The organism is Staphylococcus kloosii (genome assembly GCF_032139365.1).
Classification (GTDB): domain Bacteria; phylum Bacillota; class Bacilli; order Staphylococcales; family Staphylococcaceae; genus Staphylococcus; species Staphylococcus kloosii_A.
This window is the reverse complement of sequence record NZ_JAVTDB010000069.1, coordinates 1-25,659: the sequence shown is the minus strand read 5'-3', so window position 1 is coordinate 25,659 and position 25,659 is coordinate 1. Positions and strand designations below refer to the sequence as shown.

The 25,659-nt window shown below is 30.6% G+C and carries 19 protein-coding genes; 2 read left to right on the top strand and 17 right to left on the bottom strand.

Annotated elements, in window-relative coordinates:
* The first annotated feature begins 36 nt into the window (after window positions 1-36).
* Window positions 37-279, top strand: coding sequence for a membrane protein insertion efficiency factor YidD (yidD, locus tag RPL90_RS08890; RefSeq protein WP_313547997.1), 243 nt, complete (start codon window positions 37-39; stop codon window positions 277-279).
* Here yidD and menC read toward each other — a convergent pair.
* Together menC and menE are read right to left on the bottom strand one after the other, a co-directional pair.
* Window positions 269-1,273: an o-succinylbenzoate synthase gene (gene menC, locus RPL90_RS08885; RefSeq protein WP_313547909.1), complete on the bottom strand. Its 1,005-nt coding sequence runs from the start codon at window positions 1,271-1,273 to the stop codon at window positions 269-271. The two genes, yidD and menC, sit on opposite strands and share 11 nt — an antisense overlap.
* Before the next feature lie 12 nt (window positions 1,274-1,285).
* Window positions 1,286-2,683: an o-succinylbenzoate--CoA ligase gene (gene menE / locus RPL90_RS08880; protein ID WP_313547905.1), complete on the bottom strand. Its 1,398-nt coding sequence runs from the start codon at window positions 2,681-2,683 to the stop codon at window positions 1,286-1,288.
* A gap of 1,684 nt (window positions 2,684-4,367) precedes the next feature.
* On the opposite strand from menE, the gene RPL90_RS08875 reads away from it, so the two are divergent.
* The gene (locus tag RPL90_RS08875; protein ID WP_313547902.1) at window positions 4,368-5,183 is read left to right on the top strand and encodes a helix-turn-helix transcriptional regulator; all 816 of its coding nucleotides are present in this window, start codon (window positions 4,368-4,370) and stop codon (window positions 5,181-5,183) included.
* A 298-nt stretch (window positions 5,184-5,481) separates the two neighbouring features.
* Here RPL90_RS08875 and RPL90_RS08870 read toward each other — a convergent pair whose 3' ends face one another.
* The 15 genes from RPL90_RS08870 to RPL90_RS08800 all read right to left on the bottom strand — a co-directional run bounded on the left by RPL90_RS08870 (window position 5,482) and on the right by RPL90_RS08800 (window position 25,495).
* A complete protein-coding gene (locus RPL90_RS08870; RefSeq protein WP_313547900.1) occupies window positions 5,482-6,633 on the bottom strand; it encodes a DegT/DnrJ/EryC1/StrS family aminotransferase in 1,152 nt (383 codons plus the stop codon).
* A gap of 7 nt (window positions 6,634-6,640) precedes the next feature.
* Window positions 6,641-7,258, bottom strand: a complete 618-nt coding sequence (locus tag RPL90_RS08865) for an acetyltransferase (RefSeq protein ID WP_313547898.1) — start codon at window positions 7,256-7,258, stop codon at window positions 6,641-6,643.
* Complete coding sequence (locus tag RPL90_RS08860) at window positions 7,255-7,851, bottom strand: sugar transferase (protein ID WP_313547896.1); 597 nt, start codon at window positions 7,849-7,851, stop codon at window positions 7,255-7,257. Before RPL90_RS08860 ends, RPL90_RS08865 begins: the two co-directional genes overlap by 4 nt.
* Before the next feature lie 5 nt (window positions 7,852-7,856).
* Entirely contained in the window at window positions 7,857-9,011 is a 1,155-nt protein-coding gene (locus RPL90_RS08855; protein WP_313547894.1) for a glycosyltransferase family 4 protein, read from the bottom strand.
* A gap of 2 nt (window positions 9,012-9,013) precedes the next feature.
* Window positions 9,014-10,288 carry a nucleotide sugar dehydrogenase gene (locus RPL90_RS08850; RefSeq protein WP_313547892.1) on the bottom strand — a complete coding sequence of 425 codons (1,275 nt, stop codon included), beginning with the start codon at window positions 10,286-10,288 and terminating at the stop codon, window positions 9,014-9,016.
* A gap of 18 nt (window positions 10,289-10,306) precedes the next feature.
* Window positions 10,307-11,308, bottom strand: coding sequence for an NAD-dependent epimerase (locus RPL90_RS08845; protein ID WP_313547890.1), 1,002 nt, complete (start codon window positions 11,306-11,308; stop codon window positions 10,307-10,309).
* A gap of 1 nt (window position 11,309) precedes the next feature.
* A complete protein-coding gene (locus tag RPL90_RS08840; protein WP_313547888.1) occupies window positions 11,310-11,861 on the bottom strand; it encodes an acyltransferase in 552 nt (183 codons plus the stop codon).
* A gap of 5 nt (window positions 11,862-11,866) precedes the next feature.
* Window positions 11,867-13,069: a hypothetical protein gene (locus RPL90_RS08835; protein ID WP_313547886.1), complete on the bottom strand. Its 1,203-nt coding sequence runs from the start codon at window positions 13,067-13,069 to the stop codon at window positions 11,867-11,869.
* A complete protein-coding gene (locus tag RPL90_RS08830) occupies window positions 13,059-14,252 on the bottom strand; it encodes an MATE family efflux transporter (RefSeq protein ID WP_313547884.1) in 1,194 nt (397 codons plus the stop codon). Before RPL90_RS08830 ends, RPL90_RS08835 begins: the two co-directional genes overlap by 11 nt.
* Window positions 14,245-16,047, bottom strand: a complete 1,803-nt coding sequence (locus tag RPL90_RS08825; RefSeq protein WP_313547882.1) for a polysaccharide biosynthesis protein — start codon at window positions 16,045-16,047, stop codon at window positions 14,245-14,247. Before RPL90_RS08825 ends, RPL90_RS08830 begins: the two co-directional genes overlap by 8 nt.
* Window positions 16,048-16,073: 26 nt before the next feature.
* Window positions 16,074-16,823, bottom strand: a complete 750-nt coding sequence (locus tag RPL90_RS08820; protein ID WP_313547879.1) for a tyrosine-protein phosphatase — start codon at window positions 16,821-16,823, stop codon at window positions 16,074-16,076.
* Entirely contained in the window at window positions 16,820-17,506 is a 687-nt protein-coding gene (locus RPL90_RS08815) for a polysaccharide biosynthesis tyrosine autokinase (protein ID WP_313547876.1), read from the bottom strand. The genes RPL90_RS08820 and RPL90_RS08815 overlap by 4 nt, the downstream gene beginning before the upstream one ends.
* A 13-nt stretch (window positions 17,507-17,519) precedes the next feature.
* On the bottom strand, window positions 17,520-18,194 hold the full coding sequence (locus RPL90_RS08810; RefSeq protein WP_313547874.1) for a Wzz/FepE/Etk N-terminal domain-containing protein: 675 nt from the start codon (window positions 18,192-18,194) through the stop codon (window positions 17,520-17,522).
* A gap of 1,005 nt (window positions 18,195-19,199) precedes the next feature.
* The gene (locus RPL90_RS08805) at window positions 19,200-22,586 is read right to left on the bottom strand and encodes a YSIRK-type signal peptide-containing protein (protein ID WP_313547872.1); all 3,387 of its coding nucleotides are present in this window, start codon (window positions 22,584-22,586) and stop codon (window positions 19,200-19,202) included.
* A 1,013-nt stretch (window positions 22,587-23,599) separates the two neighbouring features.
* On the bottom strand, window positions 23,600-25,495 hold the full coding sequence (locus tag RPL90_RS08800) for a glycosyltransferase (RefSeq protein WP_313547869.1): 1,896 nt from the start codon (window positions 25,493-25,495) through the stop codon (window positions 23,600-23,602).
* Window positions 25,496-25,659 lie beyond the last annotated feature (164 nt).

Genomic DNA, 25,659 nt, shown 5'->3' with positions numbered 1-25,659 from the left:
TAAAATATTAATGTTTAAAGCTCCATTGGAGGTCACATTATGAAAAAAGTTTTATTATTTATCATTTATATTTATCAAAAATTCATCTCGCCATTAACGCCAGCGACATGCCGTTTCTATCCTACCTGTTCATCATATACTAAAGAGGCAATAGAAGTCTATGGTCCTTTTAAAGGTGGATGGTTAGGGTTAAAACGTATTTTGAAATGTCATCCATTCCACAAAAGTGGTTTTGATCCAGTTCCTTTAAAAAAAGAACAAAATCATACTAATAAATAGGCACTAATTTTGCCGAATCAATTACTGGAGGGTTAAATACTAACCTTCCATTTTTTAATATGCCCATATTTTCAACGAAATCATTGGCAAAATAAAACCCTGCAGGCGTGATATCACTTGTGTAAGTAGCATATTGTGCTAGCATAGCTGTAAAATATCTACTTAATCCATATTCGTACATGCCACCTATTACAGTTTTTACATTTAACTGTTCTAAACTTTTAAGAGTATCCATTACTTTATCAATACCGCCTAAACGAAATGGTTTAAGCACAGCCACTTTAATACTGTGTTGTTTTATCGCCCTTTCAATTGCGTTAAACTCAAGTGCTTTTTCATCTATGGCAATATCCAACTGAGCTGTAACACCCGATTTATCTAGCGTTTGTAAAGATTTAAAAGGTTCTTCTACATAAATAACATTATATGTTGCCACCTGTTCAAGTAAATTAACATCACTTAAGCATAAAGATTCATTAGCATCGACCGCGATATTAAAATCGAATGGTAAAGTTGCTAATTTATCTAGGTCATGCAAAATATGAGTCGACCACTTTAACTTTATTCGTTCAGGTTGCGTTTCGACCAACTGTCTGTATTTATGGCTGTTCAAACCACTTATGGTTGCGCCGTATCCTACTGCGAGTGACTGCAAATCGTTAAACATTTGATAACAAGCCATGACAATCGTACTTCTAGTTGCGGGATAAGCATCTAATTGCGTTAAAGTTTGCTTAATTTCCTCGAAAGAGTTTAATGCCATACCTTGTACTTTTTTATACCAATCTTGTATTTTATTAATAACAATATCTATCGTTTCATCAAAATACCAATTTGTTTCAAAGGCATTGCACTCTCCATAATAACTCTCATTATTATCGGTTATCAGTTTAATAATTAATGACTTACGTTCAGACAAAGTTATTTTAGGCGTAATAATTGGCTGTTTAAAGTTTTCATTATAGTAGTAAAGCTCTAGATTAATAATTTTCACTTGCGTAACTCCTTAATAACCGATAATTTTACCTCTTTGTAATTTTCCTGTAGAAGTATAAGGCAATTGTTCAACACGTTCAAAATTTTTCGGCACTTTAAATTTAGCTAGCTTTTCCTTGAGAAAATTGTGTAAAAAATTATGATCTATAGCTTCATCAGCTACATAGTATAAATATGGTACTTGACCCCATGTTGGATCTTCAATCCCAATACACATTGCGTCTTTAATACCGACATAATATTTTGCTGTCGCTTCTATTTCATATGGATAAATATTTTCTCCACCACTTATTATTAAGTCTTTTCGACGGTCGTAAACCATTACATAACCTTGTTCATCAATTTCTGCTATATCACCTGTATTGAAATACCCATCCTCAAATACATTCGTTAAATTACTTGGATAAAGGTATCCATTCATTACATTGTCTCCTTTGATTAGGAGTTCACCATGACCATTAACATCAGGGTTTGCTATAGCTACTTGTACATTATCACTAGGTTTACCAACTGTATCATAACGTTCTGCTAACATATCAGGAGAAGCAGTTAAAAATTGTGAACAAGTTTCCGTCATACCAAAAGAATTATATATAGGTAAGTTACTTTGCAAGGACTTATCAATAAGTTGACTTGATAGTTTCGCCCCACCTAGTAATATTTTTTCAATATTATACGGTTGCGACAATCCTGCATCAAGTAACCATTGTAACGTTTGGGGTACTAGTGATAGATGTGTAGGTCTTGCTTCACGTATAATTTCTAACATGCGCTGTGTATTAAACTTTTGTTCTATACGTACTGTGAACCCTTGAATGATAGCTCTTAAAATAACACTCAATCCCGAAATATGATATATAGGTAATACAGATAACCACACAGTATTGTCGTCAAAACCTAAACTTTGTTTGCAACCATGTGCACTAGCTAAATGATTGGCAAAAGTTTGAGGCACTGCTTTTTGAGGTCCAGTCGTACCTGACGTGAACATAATAGAAGCAATGTGATTTAAATTAAAGTTGACTTTTTGTGTTCTATGATTATTACCTTCTTTAGCGATCATTTCTTGTCCATCTATGATTGATATGCCCTTTAACTCAAGTTCGAGCGTTGAAACGATTGTATCTACATCGATTGAAGCCATTTGATTTAAAATTTCTTGTTTAGTTAACCGAGTATTAATCATCGCTAATTCAATACCAGCTATCCATGCAGCATTAATTAAAATAATGGCATCCATACTATTGTTAATATATAGCCCTATTCTAGTTCTGTTTAGTTCTACTAAGTTATTAGCAACCTTTAGTGACAAGTTATAACATACGTTAAAGGTTAATTGTGTTTGCCCATCATCAATAAAAATTTTATCGCCTTTGTTTTTAGCTTGTTGTTCTAACCAAAATTCCACTTTAACATTCCTCCGTATCACTTATATTATAACTGTTTTATATATAATACGCAGTGTTTAAATTTTTATGGATTTATGTAAGTCGATACAAAAAAACACTCTAACTACTGATATATCAGCAATAGTTAGAGTGCTTTAACTTAGGTTTATTTATAAAATAGTCGCTTATCAATAAACTCTAAATAGTTGAGCGTGGTAGTTTGGAAGGTTAACTACCATAACATATGCTAGTTTAATACAATGCGCTACAATTGTAATGAACTATAAAAATATTAATAAATAGCTTAGGAGAAAGCGAATAAAAAAGAGATAAGTACATATGTTCTTGTTGTGTAATATTCAGTAAACTACTGAAAGTTATCATGATGTTTATGCCTTACCTCACAACCAATATAGCTTGTATTTGTTCAAATGTACATATTTGAAAGCCGATAGGTAAAAAACAACATTTAAATAGTAAAAAAGAGCAAAAATAATGATAAAAAAGAGGAACAAGCCCTTTCCGTAACCAAACCAAAGTCGCTTTTTGGTCGAGTGTCATAGAAAATTCTTGCTCCTACTTCATACTAGGGAATATATTTTATGAAAATATGTATGTGTTCACCACACAAAATTATTGTAACGTATTTATTCTTATTTTAGTGTCTTATTATTAAAGAAGTAATGAATGGAAATGCTAAAGTAAAATTTATTCTTTTTACTCAAATTTCGTTACATAGAAATAGGACAAAAGATAGCATAATAAAATTATGAACATCCTTTATCCTAATTTCCAAAAATTATTAGTAGAGGTAAAATGGTGTATTAACACCCTATGCTTATTATACTTTTATTATATCTAACATGGTTAAATATTTTGTAAGAAGTAAAATTTACACTAGATATTGTAAAAATAAGTATTAAATTATACGACAGTATAAATTTTACAATTAATGCCATTTAAATTTTACTTAAGTTAGATTACTCTAGTTGGTTAATAAATATATTCTTATTTTTTACTTATATGTTATATATTTTTACTATTCACTATATTATATATAAAACCGTAAATTCATTTGCTATACTTCTAATTGTCTTCTATTTATTGTTTTAGGAAGACGAGATGGTTTTTAGTACTATGCTTTCATAATTAAAAATAAACAAAATCTGAATTTATATTGGTTTATTCATACATTCATCTCAGTTCTACCATAAGCACTAATAACCCAATCAGATTATTATTTTTACACTAATCCTTTGATTAGTGGTTTTTTTCGGGTTTATCCCCTGTTTTTTACTTTATGTTGTCAATTTTTTTCTGATTTCATGAGAGATATAGCCAATTAGTTAGTATGTTGCTATACTTTATTTACCTACTTTAATTAACTAAAGTAGTAGTCATTTACTCTATGATATCTTACAGGGATGTTTTTATTCTCTTTAAACTTTTGAATATTCAATTCATATCTCCAAGTGAGCGCTAATTTAATCAATTAGCGCTTTTTTAATAACAATTGAATTTAATAACATAGATCCTTAACGTTATGCTTAAAATGTACGCTAAATTTATGAAATATCATACATTCAACAGTGACTGCTTTTTACCACTTTAAGTAAATATTTTACCACTTATCGTAAATTTCATAAGCTTTAGACATGCTATGCTAATATTACAAAATTACTTTATTATGAAAAGAGAGATACTATGGATTACAATTATCAAATTCACGATTCTGATATTAATATAAAAGATAGCTTCAATAATATTCATATATTTTTTGTATTGTCTGGACATGTATCGTTTTATGACAAAGCTTATCTAGGTAAATTTCAAAAGCATGAATTTTTTATACTCGAACCCTATACCTCTCCCAACTTACTTATAAATTCAGGTAAAGTTATAGCTCTTACTATCAATAAGTTTAGTTTTAATCGATTTTCACTTTTCGGATGGGATCAACTTTATCTAGATAAATCTAAAATAGAACATTTTATTAAAAAAGAATTTCTCGAAACGGTAATCGCAATTTATGAAAAAGATCAGTTCAATGCAGATATTTGTATTATTAAATTGATTAACTATATACGTTTAGGACAATATTATAAAGAGAACACATTAGAGCATGCCAATCCACTAGTTAAAAAGGTATTGGAACACGTAAACAATCATTATAAAGAAGATTTATCATTAGCTGATATAGCAGATCATTTCTTTGTGAATGCAAGCTATCTATCTAGAGTGTTTTCAGAATCAATGAATCTTTCTCTCATAAAATATATCAGAAAAATCAAAATATATAGATTAGCTGTAGAAATGTTAACGACCAATTATAATGAAATATGGAAAGAATACGGATATCGCTCACAATCTACTTTTTTGAAGAATTTCCACCGTGTGTTTAACATGTCTCCAGATGAATTTATAAAAAAATATAAAACAACACAACCGCATAAAGAGCCTTTCCCTAATGAACTATACCTTCATTTAAAAGAATTATTAGCACAATATTCAATAGATTAAAACGGGAACGGGGCAAAATCTTATTTTTATAAGAAGGTTTTGTAATCTCGCTTCGGAAAGGATAACTAGATTTGAAAACAGCTTGCTACAACCATTTTCTTAACAGTAATAAAATCACATACTATCAACATAAAAAGATTAGTTTGTAACGATTTTGTATCGTGCTGACGCCTTGGGGAATCGTATGAGTGAGAGACTGCAGGCTCGAGCCTTACCTTAGGAAAGCATGCACGGCAAAATCGGAAAATTAAAAAATAGAGCCTGAAGATACTGTAATCAGGCTCGTTTTTTATTATATTTAATTATTCATTTTATGCGTTTCACTTATATCTTTAACAATATCAATTACTCTATCTTGTTGTGCTATTGTTAAATCGGAACTTGAAGGTAAGCATACGCCACGTTCAAAAATAGCTTGTGCATTATCTTCATATACAGAAATAAAATCACATTCACTATATAGTGGTTGCATGTGCATTGGCTTCCATATTCTTCTCGCTTCAATATTATGCTCTGATAACTTGTTAATTATAGTCATAGGTGTAAGCCTATTATCATTATTTGTTAATACAAATGCCGTTAACCATCTATTTGATACTGTATTATTAAGTTCAATTTGGAATTTAACATCAATAAATTGTAAAGCTTGTGCATAGCGTTCAAATATAGCTCGTCGTTGATTTACCCTTTCTGCAAGCACTTCTAATTGTCCTAATCCTATGCCAGCACAAATATTACTTAATCGATAATTAAACCCTAACTCACTATGTTGGTAATGAGCTGCATCATCTCTCGCTTGCGTTGCTAAAAATAAAGCATGTTTTATAGCTTTTTTATTGTGAGACAGCAACATACCTCCACCACTCGTCGTTATAATTTTATTCCCATTAAATGAAAATATACCAAAATCTCCAATTGTGCCGCTCATCTTATCTTTGAAGCTAGAACCTAGAGACTCTGCAGCATCTTCTATTAAAGTAACATTATATTCATTACATAATGCTATGATTTTATCAAATTGTGCTGTCTGCCCATACAAATTTACTACAATTACTGCTTTAGGTTTTTGACCTATAGCCGTATATATTTGTAGTGCTTTTTCTAAAGATCGCGGACACATATTCCAAGTATCTAACTCAGAGTCAATAAATACTGGTTTTGCTTGTAGATATAAAATAGGGTTTGCAGTTGCACAGAAGGTTAGCGATGAACAAAAAACAACATCGTTTTGTTTTACTCCACTTTCTATTAGTGCAAGATGTATTGCCGCTGTCCCACTACTTAAAGCTAATGTTGATTTTGCACCAGTATAACTTTGCATTTCTTTTTCAAAATTGTTGACATTATCTCCTAAAGGCGCTATCCAGTTTTTCTTAAATGCATTATTGATAAAGCGTTGCTCGCTACCACCCATGTGTGGTCGAGATAAATAAATTCTATCGTTATTCATAATGTTGTCACCTCTTATTTGTCGCTGGCGAGCCATAAACTTTATGATTATCCGCTATGTCTTTTATAACAGTAGATCCTGCTCCTACGATAACGTTTTTGCCAACATTGATATTTGGAATGATCGTAGCACTTGCACCAATAAATGTGCCTTGATTAATAACTACATTTCCTGTCAATGTGGCATTGGGTGCAATATGAACATAATTACAAATCTCATTATCATGTTCAATACAACTCATCGTATTAATGATACAATGTTTGCCAATCGTAGTATCTGCATTAATTGTAGTATTCGGCATGATCACACTACCTTTGTCTATTTTTACATTTGAGCCAATAGTGGCTGTGGGATGAAGGAGCGTGGCATAATTTAGTTTAATGTTAGCAAAACGATGAACAATTTGTTGTCGTTTATTATTATCACCAATAGCTATAATAAAGTGATGTGTGCGATAATAATTGCTAATATTAGTTAAACTATCATATACAATTTCATTACTATAACTTTTTCGTACAATTGCATCATCAAGATAGCCTGCCAATTGGTAGCTCTCCGATTTTTTTACTATATCCCTTATCACTTTGGCATGCCCACCGTTACCTATTAATATTATTTTCTTCATGATTTTGTGCCCTTAAATTTATACATAGTTGTATGGTTTTGAGCATTTACATTTTTACGTAAAACAACTTTTATAATCGTCATAAAAATAATATATAAATCTAATTTCATGGATTGATTATTGACGTACCATACGTCATATTTAAATTTCTTTTCCCATGATAAAGCATTTCTACCTTTAATTTGTGCAAGGCCTGTTATACCTGGCTTTACAGCATGACGTGTTCTTTGTTTAGCGTTATATAAATTTAAATATTCCATTAATAACGGACGTGGTCCGACAATGCTCAAATCACCTTTTAACACATTATATAATTGCGGTAATTCATCAATACTAGTACTTCGTATGAACGACCCTAATCTAGTTTTACGTAATTCATCTGGTAACAACACACCATTTAAATCTTGTTGATTCGTCATAGTTCTAAACTTGATTAAAGTAAATGGTACTTCGTTTTTACCAGGTCGTAATTGTTTATACAATAATGGTTTTCCCATATTTAATCTAATTAACACTGCAAATATTATGATTATTGGTGATGTTAATATTAAACCTATCACACTGATTATGATATCCATTGCTCTCTTTTTCATTAAGTTCACTCACCTTTTTGAAGTTGTTCAAAAACTTGCAACTGTTTTTGTACAACTTGTCTTTCATCATAGTTTTTGTGAGCTAATTCATGACTTTTAGTTTTGAATTCAGCTAATAGTTCAGGGTTGTTTGCTAACGTATCAATTTTAGTTGCGATATATTGAGGTGCGTTAATTGGAATGATATAGCCATTAACATTGTCTTTGACTTCTTCTCTACATCCTCTTATATTTGTAGCAATAATTGCGTTTTTCATAGCCATTGCTTCAATGATTGATCTAGGCATCCCCTCTCTATATGAAGGTAAACAGAATATATCACTTAAATATAAATAATCACTTATTTTGTCTAACAAACCTGTAAAAATAATGTTATGATGCTTTTTATACTTTTCCAACGTTTTAAAAGTCGTTGTATCACGTTCACTTGGATGCGTATCCCCAATAATAAAAACTTTTATCTTTTGATACTTCACTCGCTCAACCGCTTCCAGTAAATCAACAATTCCTTTCTCTGCTACTAATCGGCCAATAAACGTAATGATTAAATCATCTTTTTTAATGTTATACTTTTGCTTTAATAGCTTAATATCTTGTTGATTAACTTTGTCATAATTAAATTTATCTTTTAAATCAATCCCATTACTAATCCAACGATAGTGATATGCATTTTTTAGTGACAAGAAGTGGTGTCTTGTCGCTACTTCATAGTCTTCTTTACTTTGCGTAAATAAGTAATGTGTAAACAATTTAGCCATTATTTTTTCGACTAAATAATAAAAGTAATAGCGACTTTTGTGCATCCCATCATGAAAATAAAAGCCGTGTGCCGTATAAATAACTGTCGGCACCTTTGCTATTTTAGCAGCTATTCTTCCCAAAACTGCTGCCACCGGTGTATGCACATGAACAATATCTGGCTTTTCTTGTTTCATTAATTTTATAAGTTGGAATACCGTTTTGATATTATTAATTACTTTTATCTTTCTATCGATATTTATATTATGATAAACAATGCCTTTTCTCGTTACCATGTCAAAATAGTGTTCCATTTTGCTAACGCAATGTACATCGAATCCTTGCTTCACGCATGTTTCATTCAAATGCTTCAATAACTTTTTATGAGTCATTTCTATAGCGGCAATTTGCATAATTCTCATTATTATAACCTCCAAAGATATTGGGTTGATTTAACATCGTCGTCAGCAATTATAGCTTTAACGTCGCAAATAACACCGTGATCTTTTACGAGATTCAAATAGCTTGTTTTTTGTTGTAAGTATATATCATGTGCTACCGCAAAAATTGCTACATCTGCTTGAGGTAGAGTTTCAAAGTCTTGTAACTCAAGCCCATAAATTTTCTTAGCTTCTAACTTATCAGCGACTGGATCATGATTATGTATAGCTAATCCATATTCTTTAAGTTCCTTAATGACTTGAATCACTTTTGTATTTCTCAAATCTGGGCAGTTTTCTTTAAACGTAAGCCCATAAACGTTAACTTTGGCACCTTGAATTGTTATACCTTGCTTAATCAGTGCTTTTATAATATTTAAAGCGATAAATTTGGCGATATTATCGTTTATTCTTCTCCCAGATAAAATAACTTCAGGATGATACCCTATAGATTCCGCTTTGTAAGTTAAATAATATGGATCGACACCAATGCAATGTCCTCCTACAAGACCGGGTTTAAAAGTTAAAAAGTTCCATTTTGTACCTGCTGCTTTTAACACTTCTGAAGTATCTATATTTAATTGATTAAAAATAATTGCTAACTCATTCATTAAGGCAATATTGACGTCACGTTGTGTATTCTCTATGACTTTTGCCGCTTCAGCTACTTTAATCGATGAAGCTTTATAAATCCCCGCTTCGATTACAGATTCATATACTTCTGCCATTTCATTTGTAATTTTCTCGTTCTGACCAGCTACAATTTTTTTTATAGTCGTAAAACGGTGTGTCGTGTCTCCAGGATTAATTCGCTCAGGAGAATATCCCACATAAAAATCTTTGCCGTATACAAGTTTCGATTCCTTTTCTAAAATTGGTACACAGACTTCTTCGGTTGCACCAGGATAGACAGTTGATTCAAAGACTACAATAGTTCCTTGCTGTAACACTGAGCCTACTGTTTCACTCGCTTTTATTAAAGGTGTTAAATCTGGTTGGTTGTGTTCGTCTATAGGTGTGGGAACAGCTACTATTATAAAATCTGCTTTAGTAAGTTCTTTTTTATGATTAGTAAATTTTATATTTGCTTCTTTTAATTCATTTGTAGTTACTTCATTAGTACAATCAATATGGTTAATTAATTCATCAATTCGTTGTGTATTTACGTCAAAACCTATTACTTTACTGTTTTTGCCAAATGCGACAGCTACTGGAAGTCCAACATATCCTAAACCCACTACTGCAATATTCTTTTTCACTGACAACATTCCTTTTCTTTATTTATAATAATCAACATACCAATCAATAAATTGTCCTACACCTTCATCAACACTTACTTGTGGTTTGAAATTAATATCGCGGTATAAGTCATCTACATTTGCGTATGTTTCGGGTACGTCTCCCGGTTGTAATGCCATATAATTTTTAATTGCTTGTTTGTCTAATTTACGTTCGATGGCCACAACAAAATCCATCAACTTAACTGGTTTACTATTGCCGATGTTATATATTTTGTATGGGGCAAATGAAGTTGCTGGATCCGGTTCTATCCCGTTCCAATCATTATTGTGGCTTGCAGGTTGATGAATCAATCTGGCAATTGCTTCAACGATATCTGATATAAATGTAAAATCACGCATCATATTGCCATAATTATAAACATCAATTTTTTCTTCATTTATGATAGCCTTTGTAAATTTAAATAATGCCATGTCTGGTCGACCCCATGGTCCATATACAGTGAAAAATCTTAAGCCTGTTGTTGGCAATTGATGAAGAGAACTATAAGTATGAGCCATTAATTCATTCGCTTTTTTTGTCGCTGCATAAATACTTAATGGATGATTAACACTATCATGAACGTTAAAAGGTTGTTTTTTATTTGCCCCATAAACTGAACTCGATGAGGCGTATATCAAATGTTTAATTTGATAATATCGACAACATTCTAGTATATTCATAAATCCTTTAACGTTTGCATCAATATAAGTATGTGGGTTTGTCAAACTATATCTCACACCAGCTTGTGCGGCCAAATTTATTACAACTTGAGGTTTTTCTTCTTTAAAAATTGCTTCCAACTGCTCATAATCGGCTATATCTCGACGATAAAACTTAAAATTATGTGTTCCAATTTGTTCTAAGCGTCGTTCTTTTAAGCTAACATCATAATAATCATTCAAATTATCAATACCAATAACGGTCAGGTTTTCAGCTATAAGTTTGCGTGCTAAATGTGAACCAATAAAACCTGCGACACCTGTTATTAAAACTTTCATATTAGTGTTCCTCCAATTTCTTTTTAATTTGCATTGGCACGCCAGCGCCTAAATGATTTGTTATTAAATTTTTATTAACGATAGTTCCTGCTGCAACAACTGTTCGATTTTCAATTGTTACATTACTTAAAATTCTAGCTCCACAACCTATCCAAACATCATTGCCAATAATTACTGGTCCTTTAATAACAGCATTATATTTAATAGGTAACGAACTATCTTGCCACGTATGTGACGAACTTAATATAGAAGTTGCATGTGCAATTGAAACATCGTCCCCTATTTTTATGCCACCATAGCCATCGATATAGCACATATCATGAATACTTACATTATTTCCAATTTCAATTTGCTCTATATTTTTCAAAGAAACGTGTTTACCAATATAAATGTTGTTACCTGTTTGTTTACATATACTCATCACAATACAATATCTTAATGCAATTTGTATTTTTAAATTTGTAGTCGTATTTAATTCATATAATACATAGCGTAATTTAAGAGGTAATAATTTGAGCAATCTACTTAAATACTTGAGTAATTTATAAATCACACGTCTTACCTCCTTCTTTTGTAAAAAATGTAGTAATTTATAAACATAGTGAGCAACATCGTTACTTTATCCCTATGCCTTAAAGCAGTTCCATAATTGTAGGTTCCGATAGCAAAAGTAAAAAACATTCCATATACGGTAATTAACACAATTAAAATACATTTATTTTGAGTTTTTTTATATAAGCGTAATGCTAATATTGTAGCTAATAAAACGATACAAATATCAATCAATCCTATTACATCTGCTAAAGTCCGAACTTCCCAAGGAAATGGTTTTAACAAAAAGAAAGTGATTTGTTTCACTTTAGTTTGCAAACCATTAGACTCATTGACTGATATATAATCAGCTCTAGAATTTAGATCTAACGCTTTAGTATGGTCGTCAGTGTTAATAGTACTTTGCACCTTAGCATCATTAGAAGTGAAGATAAATACAATAAAGCTAGATATAAACAATATTGACAGTATAACTCTAAAGGACAGATGTATGTTTGAAGCGATAACAAAGTAGCATGCTAATACTAATAACAACCCTAAAAGGCCTATGTGAAAAATCGCACCAACTATCAATGCACTTATACTTATAAAAAAGTAAATAATGTTTTTCGTTAAATGTAGCTTTAGTAATGCATAAAGAAATAGCATGATAAACATAATGATAAACATTTCTCTTAGCGTAATAACAGTTGTGAAAATATAAATTGGATATAACGTATATAACGTAACAGTTATTATCGAGATGCTTGACTTGTTTAAGACAAGCATATTTATTTTATAGAGTAATATAACGGTTATTGTATGCACTGTAATATTTACCAAGCCCGGAATTAAAACGTGGGGTTGTCCTAAAAAATATAGCAGCGCTAAAAATTGTGAGTAAGCTCTAGAGTTTTGAAATAAATCCACATTAGTGGAAAAAAGATAATGATAATAATAATTATTTGCTAATTTTTCGAAGCGTAAATCATCACTACCAGATCCTGGCAAAACATGTACATATTGATGAATAATTAAAAAGATTACATATAATACCCATTGCATACATACGAGCATTATTAACTTAATATCGTATTTTTTTATTAACATGTAAGATAAAATAAATAAGTTTGAAAAAATTAGAATAAAAAAATTACCATAACCTTGCCATAGAGAAATTATAAGTAAAGCAAGCAATACTAAAGTAACAATTATCGATTTAATCCCCATGACTAACTCCTCTAATAATGTAAATTGATAAAATCAGCTTCAAACTAAACACTGTAATTGCGAAAAGTACAAAAGCAAGTGTCGCACCAAATACTGAGTAAACCGGTATCAGTTTAACACTACCAATAAGCACTACTAAGACACTGATAATTTGTGTAACAGTGTTATAAATATATTTTTGAAATGCATTAATAAATAAATCCAATAATATACTGCTATAAACGGCAAAACTGCTATATATAATAATAAGAAAGTTCTTTTTAAAACCTAAGAAGTGCTTGTTAAATAGTGTTTGAATAAGCTGTTCCGCAATAAATGGTAATAAGATTAATAATGACAACACTAATACGCCATTGGCCCCCAATATTATGAAAAGTAACCGTTGTAAAAACGTTTTGTTATATTTTTGATTAACGACACGTGGCAATAAAAAGTTGTACAGTGAAAAATAAAAAATATTACCAGCAGAATAAATAATAATCAAACTACTAAAAACACCGACATCGATTAACGACTTCTCATTCTCCAATACATATTTAGGTATATTGGTATTCAATGATGATAAAAATAATGCTATTGATAAGGGTATACCAAACTTTATTAATATCAATAATTGTTGCCAATTTAACTGTTTTATTACTAAGTACTTTCTATTTTTGTATGTAGCAAAAATAATCACGATAACGCTATAAATGAATAGCGCAATAAATAAATTAGCGAACATATAATAGCCCATTACAATCAAGGTTAATTGGAAGATTGCAAATACAATTTTATAAAGTCCCACTTTCCAATGAAGATTTGCTTTTATATAATAGCTATAATCTATTTCCATTAAACTATCAGCAAGCTTACTTAAAGCAATTACAGCCATTAGCTTATATAAATCACTGTCAATTGTTGAAAAGAAATAAATTAACAAACTATAAATGACTAACGTAATAAGCATATTGACCCATCTTGTGATATATAACATCGGCTTATGCAATTCTGGTTTAGTCACTATTAACGTGTTATAACCAAATGACATGAGTAACAAGATTGGTGTAATGACGGCGGTACCATACGTATAGGCGCCGAGTTCTAATTTTGCTCCTAATTTTATGATTAGGACAATGACTAACCATTGCATAAATCCAAAGACTATATTTCCAACTAAATACACCCCAAAATTTTTATTCAAGGTAATTCTCACTTCTTCTAGCGAAATCAATAATATCAAGCTCACCTAACTCAATTTGCGCAATACATTGATAAAGCTTAGAAGTTTCATAAACCTTAGACTTTCCAATATATATTTTCTCAAATATTTGTTGCGGGTGGATTTCGTCTTCTTTTAATAATTCTTCGAATAATTTTTCACCGGGTCGAATACCAGAGTATACTATGCGTATATCATTACTATTTTTACCACTTAATTTAATTAAATTCTTAGCTAAATCGACTATTTTTACGGGTTCCCCCATATCTAAAACAAATATTTCTCCACCACTTGCAAGTGCACCCGCTTGTAATACTAATCTGGCCGCTTCTGGTATAGTCATAAAGTAACGTGTCATATCAGGATGAGTTACCGTTACTGGTCCACCTTGTTCTATTTGCTTTTTAAATAGTGGAATGACTGAACCTCTAGATTCAAGTACGTTGCCAAATCTCACCGCGACAAATTGCGTTTTGTCGCTGTTAGCGTTAAGACTTTGCACTATCATTTCAGCTATACGCTTACTCGCACCCATGACATTAGTTGGATTTACTGCTTTATCTGTCGAAATCATAACAAACTTTTTAACGTGTGCTACTTTTGCAACTTCCGCTATATTTTTAGTGCCAATGACGTTGTTTTTAAAAGCTGCATCTGCATTAGCTTCCATTAATGGGACGTGTTTATGTGCTGCTGCATGATATATGGCGTATGGTTTGTATTGATTAATAATAGAAGCTATTTGCATTTTGTTCTGTATATCAGCTATAACTGGTATGATTTCTATCGACTGTGCGTATTTATTAATTAATTCTTGATGAATTAAATAAATACTATTCTCTCCATGACCTAATAAAATTACTTTTTGAGGCCGAAAATTACATATTTGACGACATATTTCTGAACCTATTGAACCACCTGCGCCTGTCACTAAAACAGTTTGATTCGTTATGCCTTTTGCTATTTGAGCCATATCCAATTCCACAGGTGCCCTACCTAATAAATCTTCAACGTCTATTTTCTTCAATTGATTTACTTCAAGTTCACCCGACAATACATCATTAATATTAGGCATTTTAAAAAGGTCTACACCTGCTTCATTACACATTTCATTAATACATGCTAATTTAGGTTGTTCTAGCGAAGGTATGGCTACAACTATTTTTTGTATTTTATATTTTTCAATTAACTCTGGTATTTGTGTTATCGTCCCTTGTACTTTAACGCCATCAATTAATACCATTTTTTGTTTATTAGGATCATCATCTACGGCCAATAATGGTTCCATAGCCATATTACTCATTTGTCTTAATAATAATGATGCACTTAGGCCTGCACCAACAATCAATGTCGGTTTTTTCTTTAATGGCTGACCAATAACTTTCCTGCTATAAACTCTCCAGAACATGCGTGAACCACCAATTAAAATTAAATGCAACATCCAAGTAATAAAGTACAATCTAATAAATAGATGCGTCCACGAAATTAGAGACACAACTGTTGCAGTAATTAATATTGATGTCGTAATAGCTCTAACAACAATCATTAGCTCACTAATACTCGCATACTCCCAAGCTCTATGATATAGACCGAAAAAATATGCTGTCCCAAAATGTGATATGAGTAATATAGCGGAACTTAATACTAATGATTTTATTGGATAAAATTCATAGAATGGTTTTAAAATAAAGTACCCTAAAAATATTGAGAATGAAACGATGAGAGAATCTAGTGCAGTAAGAATGAATAAGCGTTGTCTAGTATTAAAATGTGTCATTCTATTCACCTCTACTTTGTGTTAATTTATCTCTTGTTGGTAAAATTAATAGGTTGCTGCTTATTTATAGTTGAATTTTCGATTATTAATTGCGAATGGTTAAACATCGTTTCAATTTTGGTATTTAATTTTTTTAATTTCCTATGTTTAGACAACTTTTCTATTTCAAAAGGTCTTGATACGCTATGATGAGCATCGGACGCCACGAAGTGCGCTAGTTCATAATTAATCATTTTGAGTGAGGACTTTTGTATTTTCTTGCCTAAATTTCCTAAAAGTGAACTAGCGGTCAATTGACTCAAGGCACCTATATTAATTAAGTCATATAGCATACTAAGATTGTTAGCTAATATTTTATTTCTCTCCGGATGCGCGATAATAGGTATAAATCCCATGAGTTGTAGTTCATAAAATAATTGTTTGGTATATAATGGCACTTCATTTGATGGCAATTCGATCAACAGGTACTGTGAATCATTTAATCCAGAAATATGCCCTTTTGCAATTTCATTGATAATTTGATCAGTTAATCGTACTTCTTGTCCATGATATATAGTTATACCGATATTTCTAATCACTGGGTTTTGTACAATTTCATTTATTAACGACTTCACATTTTGAATGGTATTCGTGTATCTCGGACTTAAATGATGTGGCGTAGCTATAATACCTGTTATACCTTGGGACTTAGCTTGTTGTAACAAATCGATTGTCTGTGCTATATCTTTTGGACCATCATCTATACCAGGTAAAATATGATTGTGTATATCTATCATTGTTCATCTTTTCCATAGTAATAGTAATAATTCGACGTATTGTCTAACGGTGTTTTATTAAGAATGGCGCCTATAATTTTTGCGCCTGCAGCATCTAATAAATCTTTAGCTTTTTTCACTTCATCTCTATCGTTTTTTTGTACATCAATAACTAAGATGCTATGCTGAGCTACTTGCGCAAATAATTGAGCATCAGTAACGGCATTAATGGGTGGCGTATCAATAATTATAAAATCATAAATTTGTGCTAAAGTATTATAAATTTCAATAAATCGCTTTGAACCAATTAATTCAGACGGATTCGGCGGTACGACGCCCGACGTTAATACATGCAAATTTTCTATTTCAGTGCTTTTAACCGCTTCTTCATAAGATGCTTTATTAATAATTAAATTCGACAAGCCTGTAGCATTCGATAAATTAAACACATAATGTTGTGACGGTTTACGCATATCACCATCAATAATTAACGTTCTATAACCCGCTTGAGCATATGTTACGCCGATATTTGAAGAAATTGTCGTTTTTCCAGACAAAGGTTTTTCAGATGTGATTAAAACACTTTTTGTAGCATTCGAGAACATAATATTAGATCGAATTGTTTTAAATTTTTCACTTATCACAGATTTAGGATGATGATGTACAAATAATTTTGAATTATTCGTTATAGTTCTTTTAAACATTTTTGCCCTCTTCTCAATCATATTTTTGGATTAATCCAAGTACAGGTATATCTAAGTTTTCTTTTACATCTGTTTCATTTTTTATACGTTTATCTGTTAGATGTCTAATGACTATTATAATAATCGTTAATACTGCACCACTTGTTAAACCAATAGCTGCGTTAATTAATAATTTGGGTGATACTTGTACAGCAGTATTATTTGCATTTGATAATATAGATACATTATTTACATCCATAATCTTAGGTATCTCTTTTTGGAAAGTTTTCGCTACATTATTTGCGATGTGTTCTGCTTCACTCGCATTCTTACTTTCAATCGCTATATTTAAAATTTGTGTGTCCATCTGATTAGTTACAGTTAACATCTTAGCTAATGTATCTGCCTCATATGATAAGTTGTTTTCTTTAGCAACTTTTTCTAAAATTCTAGGACTTTTAATAATTTCTGAATACGTATTTACAAGTTGTAAATTTGATTGAATTTCTTGTACTTTATTATTAAAGTTTAGAGGCTGTGTTTTTTTTTCGTATACTAATAATTGTGTTTTCGCTACATATTTATCATCAACAAAGTAATTTGTTATGACGATACTCATAAACAAAAAAATCAGCGGCACAATTATGAGCAAAACGATATTCTTTTTAATTATTTTCCTAATTTCTAATAAATTTAAAGTACTATTCATATTGCCTCCTATAACTACTATTTAATGGTCATATTTGAGCTGTAATTTTATGTCTGCAAACATGTCACGCTCCTAACTCTCTTTCTATTTTCATTCTCGAGAACATAAAACAAGCAAATTTAATTTCCATTTTAATTAATAAGAAATTAAATAGTAAATATAAACATAAAATAATTTTATGTTTATATACATTGGCATTATAGCACTATTTAAACTGGGAAATTTAATTATGTATAGCAAAGTAAAATTAAGTTAATAAAAAGTAAAAAAGAGAAGCCGAGCTGGAGTATTACTTAATAATTATAATTATTTTATTAAGTTGTCTATTGTTAATTAATTATAATAATTTAAACCTATAACATTATGAGGTTAATGTACTTGAACGGGAAAATATTTTATGTAAATTAGCACAAAAAAGACAATCGCTATTTGCGATTGTCCCTTAACCCTATGTGTTACTAATGGAGATAAATGGTGTAATAACACCTGCAATTATTATATCAACAATTATTTCTAAAATGTTAAAACCTATAATCTAAGTAAAATTTATATACATATAAGTAAAAGATATAAATATGAAATTGCTATTTGTAAATGATCTATTACTTATACTTCTAAAATTCATCTATCGTTATATTACTTATTGTTTAAAATTGACACTATATCGTCTGATTTTTTATTAATAAGTTTTTCTAATAAAGGAGAAGCTTTATCAAAGTCACCTTCTACGATTGTATGGAAGGTATCAATAAACATGTTTTTCTGGACTTCTGGTATATTAGAAATTGTATTTAGTTGTTTATAAAATACTTCTTGACTAATCGTAGGAAAGAGCCTGGAACATCATATTATATTGTCCTCAGGCTCTGCTTTTATATGGGCAGTAGATGACTGAATTGAAAATGCGCTTGTATCAAGCTGCTTTCAACGCTAGTCATCTTTGCCGGAGCGAGACTACAAAATCATCTTATAAATGTGAGATTTTTGTCCCGCTCCATATTTATATTAAACTTTTGCTTCTTTTTTCGGTAAGACGAATACACCTTGAATAATCGTATCAGAAGTACCTGTACGGTTATCTAATCTAAGTGCTATGTCTTTTACATTTTCAGGCACCGTAACGTTATCAATGCTATATGTACCTTCAATTGTTTTAGTAATTGCTGTTACTGTTTTATTTAGTCTATTATTTTGGTCGTGGAAGCCATACTCTAATTTCGTATTAGGGTCAATTTGACTTGTCAATACTAAAATATTAAATTGTTTTCCTGGTGCTAATTCATCTTGAGCTTTTAGATTATAGAATAGATAACCTTTTGGTTTAAGTGTTAATGAACCATCCGGATTAAATGAGTTAATCGGTGTTGTATTTAATGATTGGAAACTTAAAAATTGGCCATTCTTAGTATATTCAGCATATTTACGAATATGTTGTAAGTTGTCTGGAATAACTAGTAAGTTGTCAGCTTTATTTTTCTTGTTGCTTTCAGGTACCAATGTAAAGACGTTGACGTGAGTATTTGTCGTGCCTTCGCGGTTATCAAGTCTTATTGCAAATTTCTTTGCACCTTGCGGAATCGTAAAGTTTTGTAATTCATATTGACCGTCAACCTTTTTAGGTATTTGGCTAATGCCAACGATATATTTATTGTTCTCACCTTGAACGGCATATTCAAACTTAGCTTTCTCATCAACTTGTGTAGCTAAAATAATTAAATTAACTTGTTTACCTGGCGCTAATTCATTTTCTGTTTTTAAGTTATAGAATAAGTACCCTTTTGGTTTGAGTGTTACCGAGCCATCCGCATTAAGTGAGTTTACAGGATCAGTATTTAATGATTGGAAATTATAAAAATAGCTATCGTTAGTTGTCTGAGCATATTGTCTTAAATGTTCTTTGTTACCAGGAACTGATACTAAATTATTATTCAAAGCAGCTTGTGCAACTTCTTTAGTTAGGGCATCCAATTTTAATTTAACTTGTCCGAACTGTTCTTCAGTTAAATTATTAGTACCTATTGCTTCAACTTTATTTTTTAATGCATCGGCATCTTGTTCATTTGCAGTTAAGACTGGTTTTAACGTTTCAATATTACTTAATAACTCTTGTTTTAATGTAGAAACTGTTTGACCATTAAACTTGCTTAATATAGGTGAGAAATCAACTTTTCCAAAACCTACGTTAGCACCTGCTCTTGTTTCTAATTCATTAGAATCACTAATAACATAACCCCATAACTTATCATTATCTTTATCGATGACTGCGTCTTTCTTAAACGTTAATAAGAAATCAACATTGCCACCAACTTTAGATTTTCCATCGCTGAATTTTTCATCTTCTTTAAACCAATAAAAACCTTTGCTATCTCTTACTAAAACATCTTCTTTATCTTCACCAGACCAACGGTATTTGGCTACAACTTTATCAATTTTTCTATCTAGTGCTTCACTTGTTCTCAAGCCCCATTGTGCAAATCGGTGTTTCCAATTCCACCAACTACCATTTTGATACTCAGAAAATTGTAGCGTTTGTTTACCTACATTAACTTTTATTGTTTGTTGCCCATTGCTTTGAGTTACGTTGTTATCTAACGTATAACTGTTCGGCAAATTGTTGCTTGCTGCATCGGTAGTTAATTCTTTATAAAATTGATCATTATTACGACCTTCAATTAACTCATACATTGAAGATAATATTTTATTAATTTGTGCGACGTTATTTGTACCAATTGTTCGCGTGTTTACATTTGCAGAGATACTGTCATAATCTTTTCTATAAATGTTGTTCCAATCGCGGTTATGGAATCCGGAATGACGCGTAACTTGGCGTAAGAAAAATTTACGTTCTTCATCAGATAAATATTTGCTATTCTCTTCAATATATTTTAAAACATTAACGTCTTTCGTATTTTCATTAACTGTTCTACGTATAGGCATAGCGGGTCTAACTTCTCTTAAAGCATGGGTAACACGTTGCTCGATATTTGATAATTTAGCCATAACTTCTGCATATTGCTCAGGTGTCGTTGCTGTTTCTGTAGCATTGTTCACTAATCCCAGGTAGTAATTTTTTTGTGCGTCTTGATCTGAGAATCCACGTGTCACATCATTAATTTTGCTCGTTACATTTTGTTTTAATGTAGCCAACGAACCATCGTTAAAATTCTTTTCAAAATTTGACTGACCGAAATTAAATTTCTTAAATTCATAATTTACAATAGCCATTGGGTTTTTATGTTCAGCATCACTTAATATATAACCCCAAATCGCATCTTTAGCTTTATCTATAACAGCATTCTTTTTAAACTTAACTACGAAATCTGCGGCGCCACCTAGGTGTCCTTTATAACCGTGCTTTTCATCTTCTTTAAACCAGTAGAATCCGTCTTTATCTCTAGTTACCACTTCATCGTATTGTTTGCCATTCCAGCCATATTTCAATCTTACTTCTTCTATCTTATTATTAATTGAATCATTTGTACGTATGCCCCAATGTTCAAATCTATGATTCCAACTAAGCCATTTACCCTTATCAGGATAAGTTACATATACGAACTTTTTCTTTAACCCTAATTTGATAGATTGTTTGCCATCTTTATCTTTATCAATGCTATTATTTACAGTAAAACTATTCGTTCGTGCTGCCTTATTATCAGCTCTGAAATCTGTGTAAAATTCGTCTTTGTCTCTATTTTCTATTAACCTTTGCAAAGCATCAGTAGCTATTTTTACGTTTTGTACATCTTTTTCTTGAATAGTACGCGTGCTCGCATTATCACTGTTGGCCCCGTAATTTTTGTTATAAACGTTGTTCCACTCTTTTGTTAGTATAGGCGTTTTACGTGCTACTGTACGTAAGAAAAATTGACGTTCATTTTCTGTTAAATATTTACTATTTTCTTCTACATATTTAAAAACATCAACTTCTTTTGTTTGTGTCGTAATATCTTTTTTCTCTATTTGAGCTTGCTTTAAAACTGGTTTGGCTGGTTGTTGGCTTTGTTGAGCAACATTTTGCTGTGCTTGGTTAGCTTGTTGGACCGGTGCTTGTACAGCTTGTGGCTGACTTGAATTTGAAATAGCCTGTGCATTGGGTTGTTGAACACCATCATTTGAGCTACTAACTGCAACACTGCTATCATCAGCATTTACTGATTGAACATTTGCACTATGATTACTTTGTGAAGCTGATTGAGCGGCAGATGAATCTTTTTGTACATGTCCATCGTTACTTTGTTCAGTTGAAACATCACTTTGTTGTCCTTCAGCTGCTTGCGCATGCTGTCCATAAAAAAAGATACTACCTACAAGTATCGATGCAAGACCTACACTAAATTTTCTAATTGAATATTTGTTGTATCTTCTAGCTGAAAATTCTTTATTATATTTCAATTTAGACCTACTCCTATTATTAAATTTTTGCCTAACATTACCCTATAATTTATTTGCAATAAATTTATTAGAGTTGGTTAGAACTGAATTATATAAAGCTTTATCATTCATTAAAAGATATATAGTGATTATAGTAAAAGAACATATATAAGCAGGTAAAAAACACATAAGAAAATTGTATTTATTTATCTTTTATGAGCATTCACTGAAATATATTTTTCAATAAATAATTAAAAAGCCCACTACTATAAGTGGACTTCATAAAAAAATAAATTATTGTAAGATTAGACGATAAATATACTTTTAAAATATACATCTACAAGTAATATCATCTTTTGTTAAATATACAGATTTAACAATTATTAATATAGTAGTCTTGTTTAAGTAAATATTAGTACATTAAAAGTAAATTTAATAACATCATCTTCAAAAAAACACCCGCATATTTACGGATGTTTAAATTAATGTGATGTGATTGAAATAACTAGTTAGCCTACTTTAAATTGCTAATATGTAACCATTAAAAGTTAAAAATAATAAACTCATAAAACCCAATAATCTTACTGTGTTGTTCAACTTAATAACCTCCTTCACGATTTCAAATATAAGCTAGATTTCTAAATATGCGTCTAAATATAAAATCAGACGCTAATTGATGTTGTGGAGAACCTAGTTCATCTCCGTTAAAAATAATACTGTTACTAGTGATATAAGTATATAGCTACTTTCAATTAAGTAAATTATCGTGCTAGCAGAGTAAAAAATTAGTCCTTATTACTATTTATCGTCAATGCTTCATTCGTATGATTCAAATTTATTTCTATCAATATTTTCTGCATACAATCACTTCTAATGTTTAAATCAAAAAATATTTAAGTTTTCACTCTATAAGTATCTTAAGATAGTGAATTAAACAATTTAATAACTTCAATTTATAATTTACTTGTAGTACTAAAAAACTTCGCTATACCGAAAAAGAGTATAACGAAGTTTTTTATTATTCCTGCAAAAAATTATAAACGAAAACTTAAATTATCATAATCCTTTGTATAATAAGGTTTCACTTTTCTAGTTGCTAATTGACTAATATTAAAATTTTCTCTTCGATTACCAATTCTAATTTTATGATGCTGTGATTCCTCTCTCACTACCAGTGTCAAATCATATATTTCTTTTTTCTTAAATTTTTCTGCATGGAACGGTATTTCAATTCTGAACAAATTATCTTCTAGCGCAGTAACCTTTGGTTCAACAGCATTATATTTTGTAGTTGCTTTACTTTCAATAGTAGATCGATGATAGAATACCCCTTCGAAATGAGGGATAAGATTCCTTTCAGTATTCAATTTAACATTCACATCAATTTTGAAATTATTTTTATTAATTTTTTTCTGCGTAATATTAACTAGTTTTGCTTCTGGATTAAATCCTTTTTCCTGATGCTCTGTATTTTCAAATAAATGCATCCAAGACTTGGCAAAGTTTTCATTAGAAAATTGTTGTGCTTTTGCAATTGCAGCTGCAGAAAATTGTTGATGCGCTGAAGGAGATTTATTTAAGTAATGAATTAAAGATGTTGCTAAACCGTCAATATCTCCGTTATTCACTAAGAATCCATTAACACCATCATCAATCATATCTGAAGGCCCATACTTAATATCATATGCAATAACAGGTGTACCATTAGCGATACTCTCTTGTATAACTAATGCAAAGCCTTCATATTGAGAAGTTAATAAAGAACATGTTGCTCTTTGTAAAATTGTATTAACATTATGGGTATACCCCATTAATTTTATATTTTCTTGCAAATTTAAGTCATTAATTAAATTTTGAAGTTTTATGCGCGCTTCTCCATCACCATAAATATCTAGCTGAGCGTCTGGTATAACTTTGACTACCTGCTTAAACGCTTTAATTGCATGGTCTAATCTCTTCTCCTCATGTAAACGAGAAATCAAAACAACTTTCTTCTCTTCTTTCGATTCAGAAATTTCAGAAATTTTAATTGAATGTGGGATTACATAATAATTATTTCTATATCCAAAACGTTCAACTATATCTTCTTTTTGTTTGTTCGTTAATAATACGAGTGCATCAATATCATTCAAATTGTTTAATACTTTTCTATTTCCCAATCTAATGACATCTGATCCTGGTCGCATATGTATACTATGAGTCATAAAAATTTTTCTAACTCTGTCATCATTAATATTCATTATATTTGGATCCTGAGCTCTAGCTTCCCCTACTAAATAAGTATAATCATCAGTTATAAATTGCTTTATAAAGTATTCTTTAAATTCATCAAAAGATTTAAATCTTATTGGTGCTTTTTCTAACAGCACAACATTTTTAATTTTTTGGTTATTACTCGTAGCTTCATATTCTCTTGTAGTAATAGGTGTTTGATCCAGTTTAAAAAATACCTGTCTCGCTAACTTGTTATTAAAATAGTAACTTGTCCAATATAGATACCCATCTTTATCAATGATATCTTTTTGAACACAAATGCTATTATCGCTAAAATGTTTGACTTCATGAATTAAACTATTTTTATAAATAATTTCAAGTTTTTTTATTCCCTCATCGTAAAACTCTCTTATATTGTCATTTACATAAACAGATAATAAATTTTCAGTATTAATTTGATATTTAACAGCATCAGTATTAATACACTGCTTTCTAAAATACTCATTTAAATTTAAAATTTCAACTTTACCCTCTAAGTTATAACGTTTCATAATTGCTGCACGCGTTTGTTCAAAGTCATGAGCAGCATGAAAAGTGAGTATTTTAGATTTAACCCCTTCATAGTCATAGAGTATACGAACTTTGTTTAATAATGAAGCAGTTAAACCACCATGATCCTTGTCTAACCTACTAGTTATAAAAATTATATTTTTCAAATATAACTCCCCTTTAAATTACATTCTTGCACTATACATTATCATAAATATAAAAAAATAAGTAGTTTTATATTAATATCAATAGAATAATATTTTAAAAACTATTTGTAACTATTAATCAATATATGCTCTTTTAACTATTTTATTAATTAATATTAATAATA

What these genes read in the sequence shown, in the direction of transcription:
- RPL90_RS08860 (WP_313547896.1), bottom strand. Translation starts at nt 7,851, where the DNA reads ATGAAAAAGAGAGCAATGGATATCATAATCAGTGTGATAGGTTTAATA.
- RPL90_RS08870 (WP_313547900.1), bottom strand. Translation starts at nt 6,633, where the DNA reads ATGAATAACGATAGAATTTATTTATCTCGACCACACATGGGTGGTAGC.
- RPL90_RS08835 (WP_313547886.1), bottom strand. Translation starts at nt 13,069, where the DNA reads ATGGGGATTAAATCGATAATTGTTACTTTAGTATTGCTTGCTTTACTT.
- RPL90_RS08810 (WP_313547874.1), bottom strand. Translation starts at nt 18,194, where the DNA reads ATGAATAGTACTTTAAATTTATTAGAAATTAGGAAAATAATTAAAAAG.
- RPL90_RS08865 (WP_313547898.1), bottom strand. Translation starts at nt 7,258, where the DNA reads ATGAAGAAAATAATATTAATAGGTAACGGTGGGCATGCCAAAGTGATA.
- RPL90_RS08820 (WP_313547879.1), bottom strand. Translation starts at nt 16,823, where the DNA reads ATGATAGATATACACAATCATATTTTACCTGGTATAGATGATGGTCCA.
- RPL90_RS08855 (WP_313547894.1), bottom strand. Translation starts at nt 9,011, where the DNA reads ATGAGAATTATGCAAATTGCCGCTATAGAAATGACTCATAAAAAGTTA.
- RPL90_RS08875 (WP_313547902.1), top strand. Translation starts at nt 4,368, where the DNA reads ATGGATTACAATTATCAAATTCACGATTCTGATATTAATATAAAAGAT.
- RPL90_RS08815 (WP_313547876.1), bottom strand. Translation starts at nt 17,506, where the DNA reads ATGTTTAAAAGAACTATAACGAATAATTCAAAATTATTTGTACATCAT.
- RPL90_RS08845 (WP_313547890.1), bottom strand. Translation starts at nt 11,308, where the DNA reads ATGAAAGTTTTAATAACAGGTGTCGCAGGTTTTATTGGTTCACATTTA.
- RPL90_RS08825 (WP_313547882.1), bottom strand. Translation starts at nt 16,047, where the DNA reads ATGACACATTTTAATACTAGACAACGCTTATTCATTCTTACTGCACTA.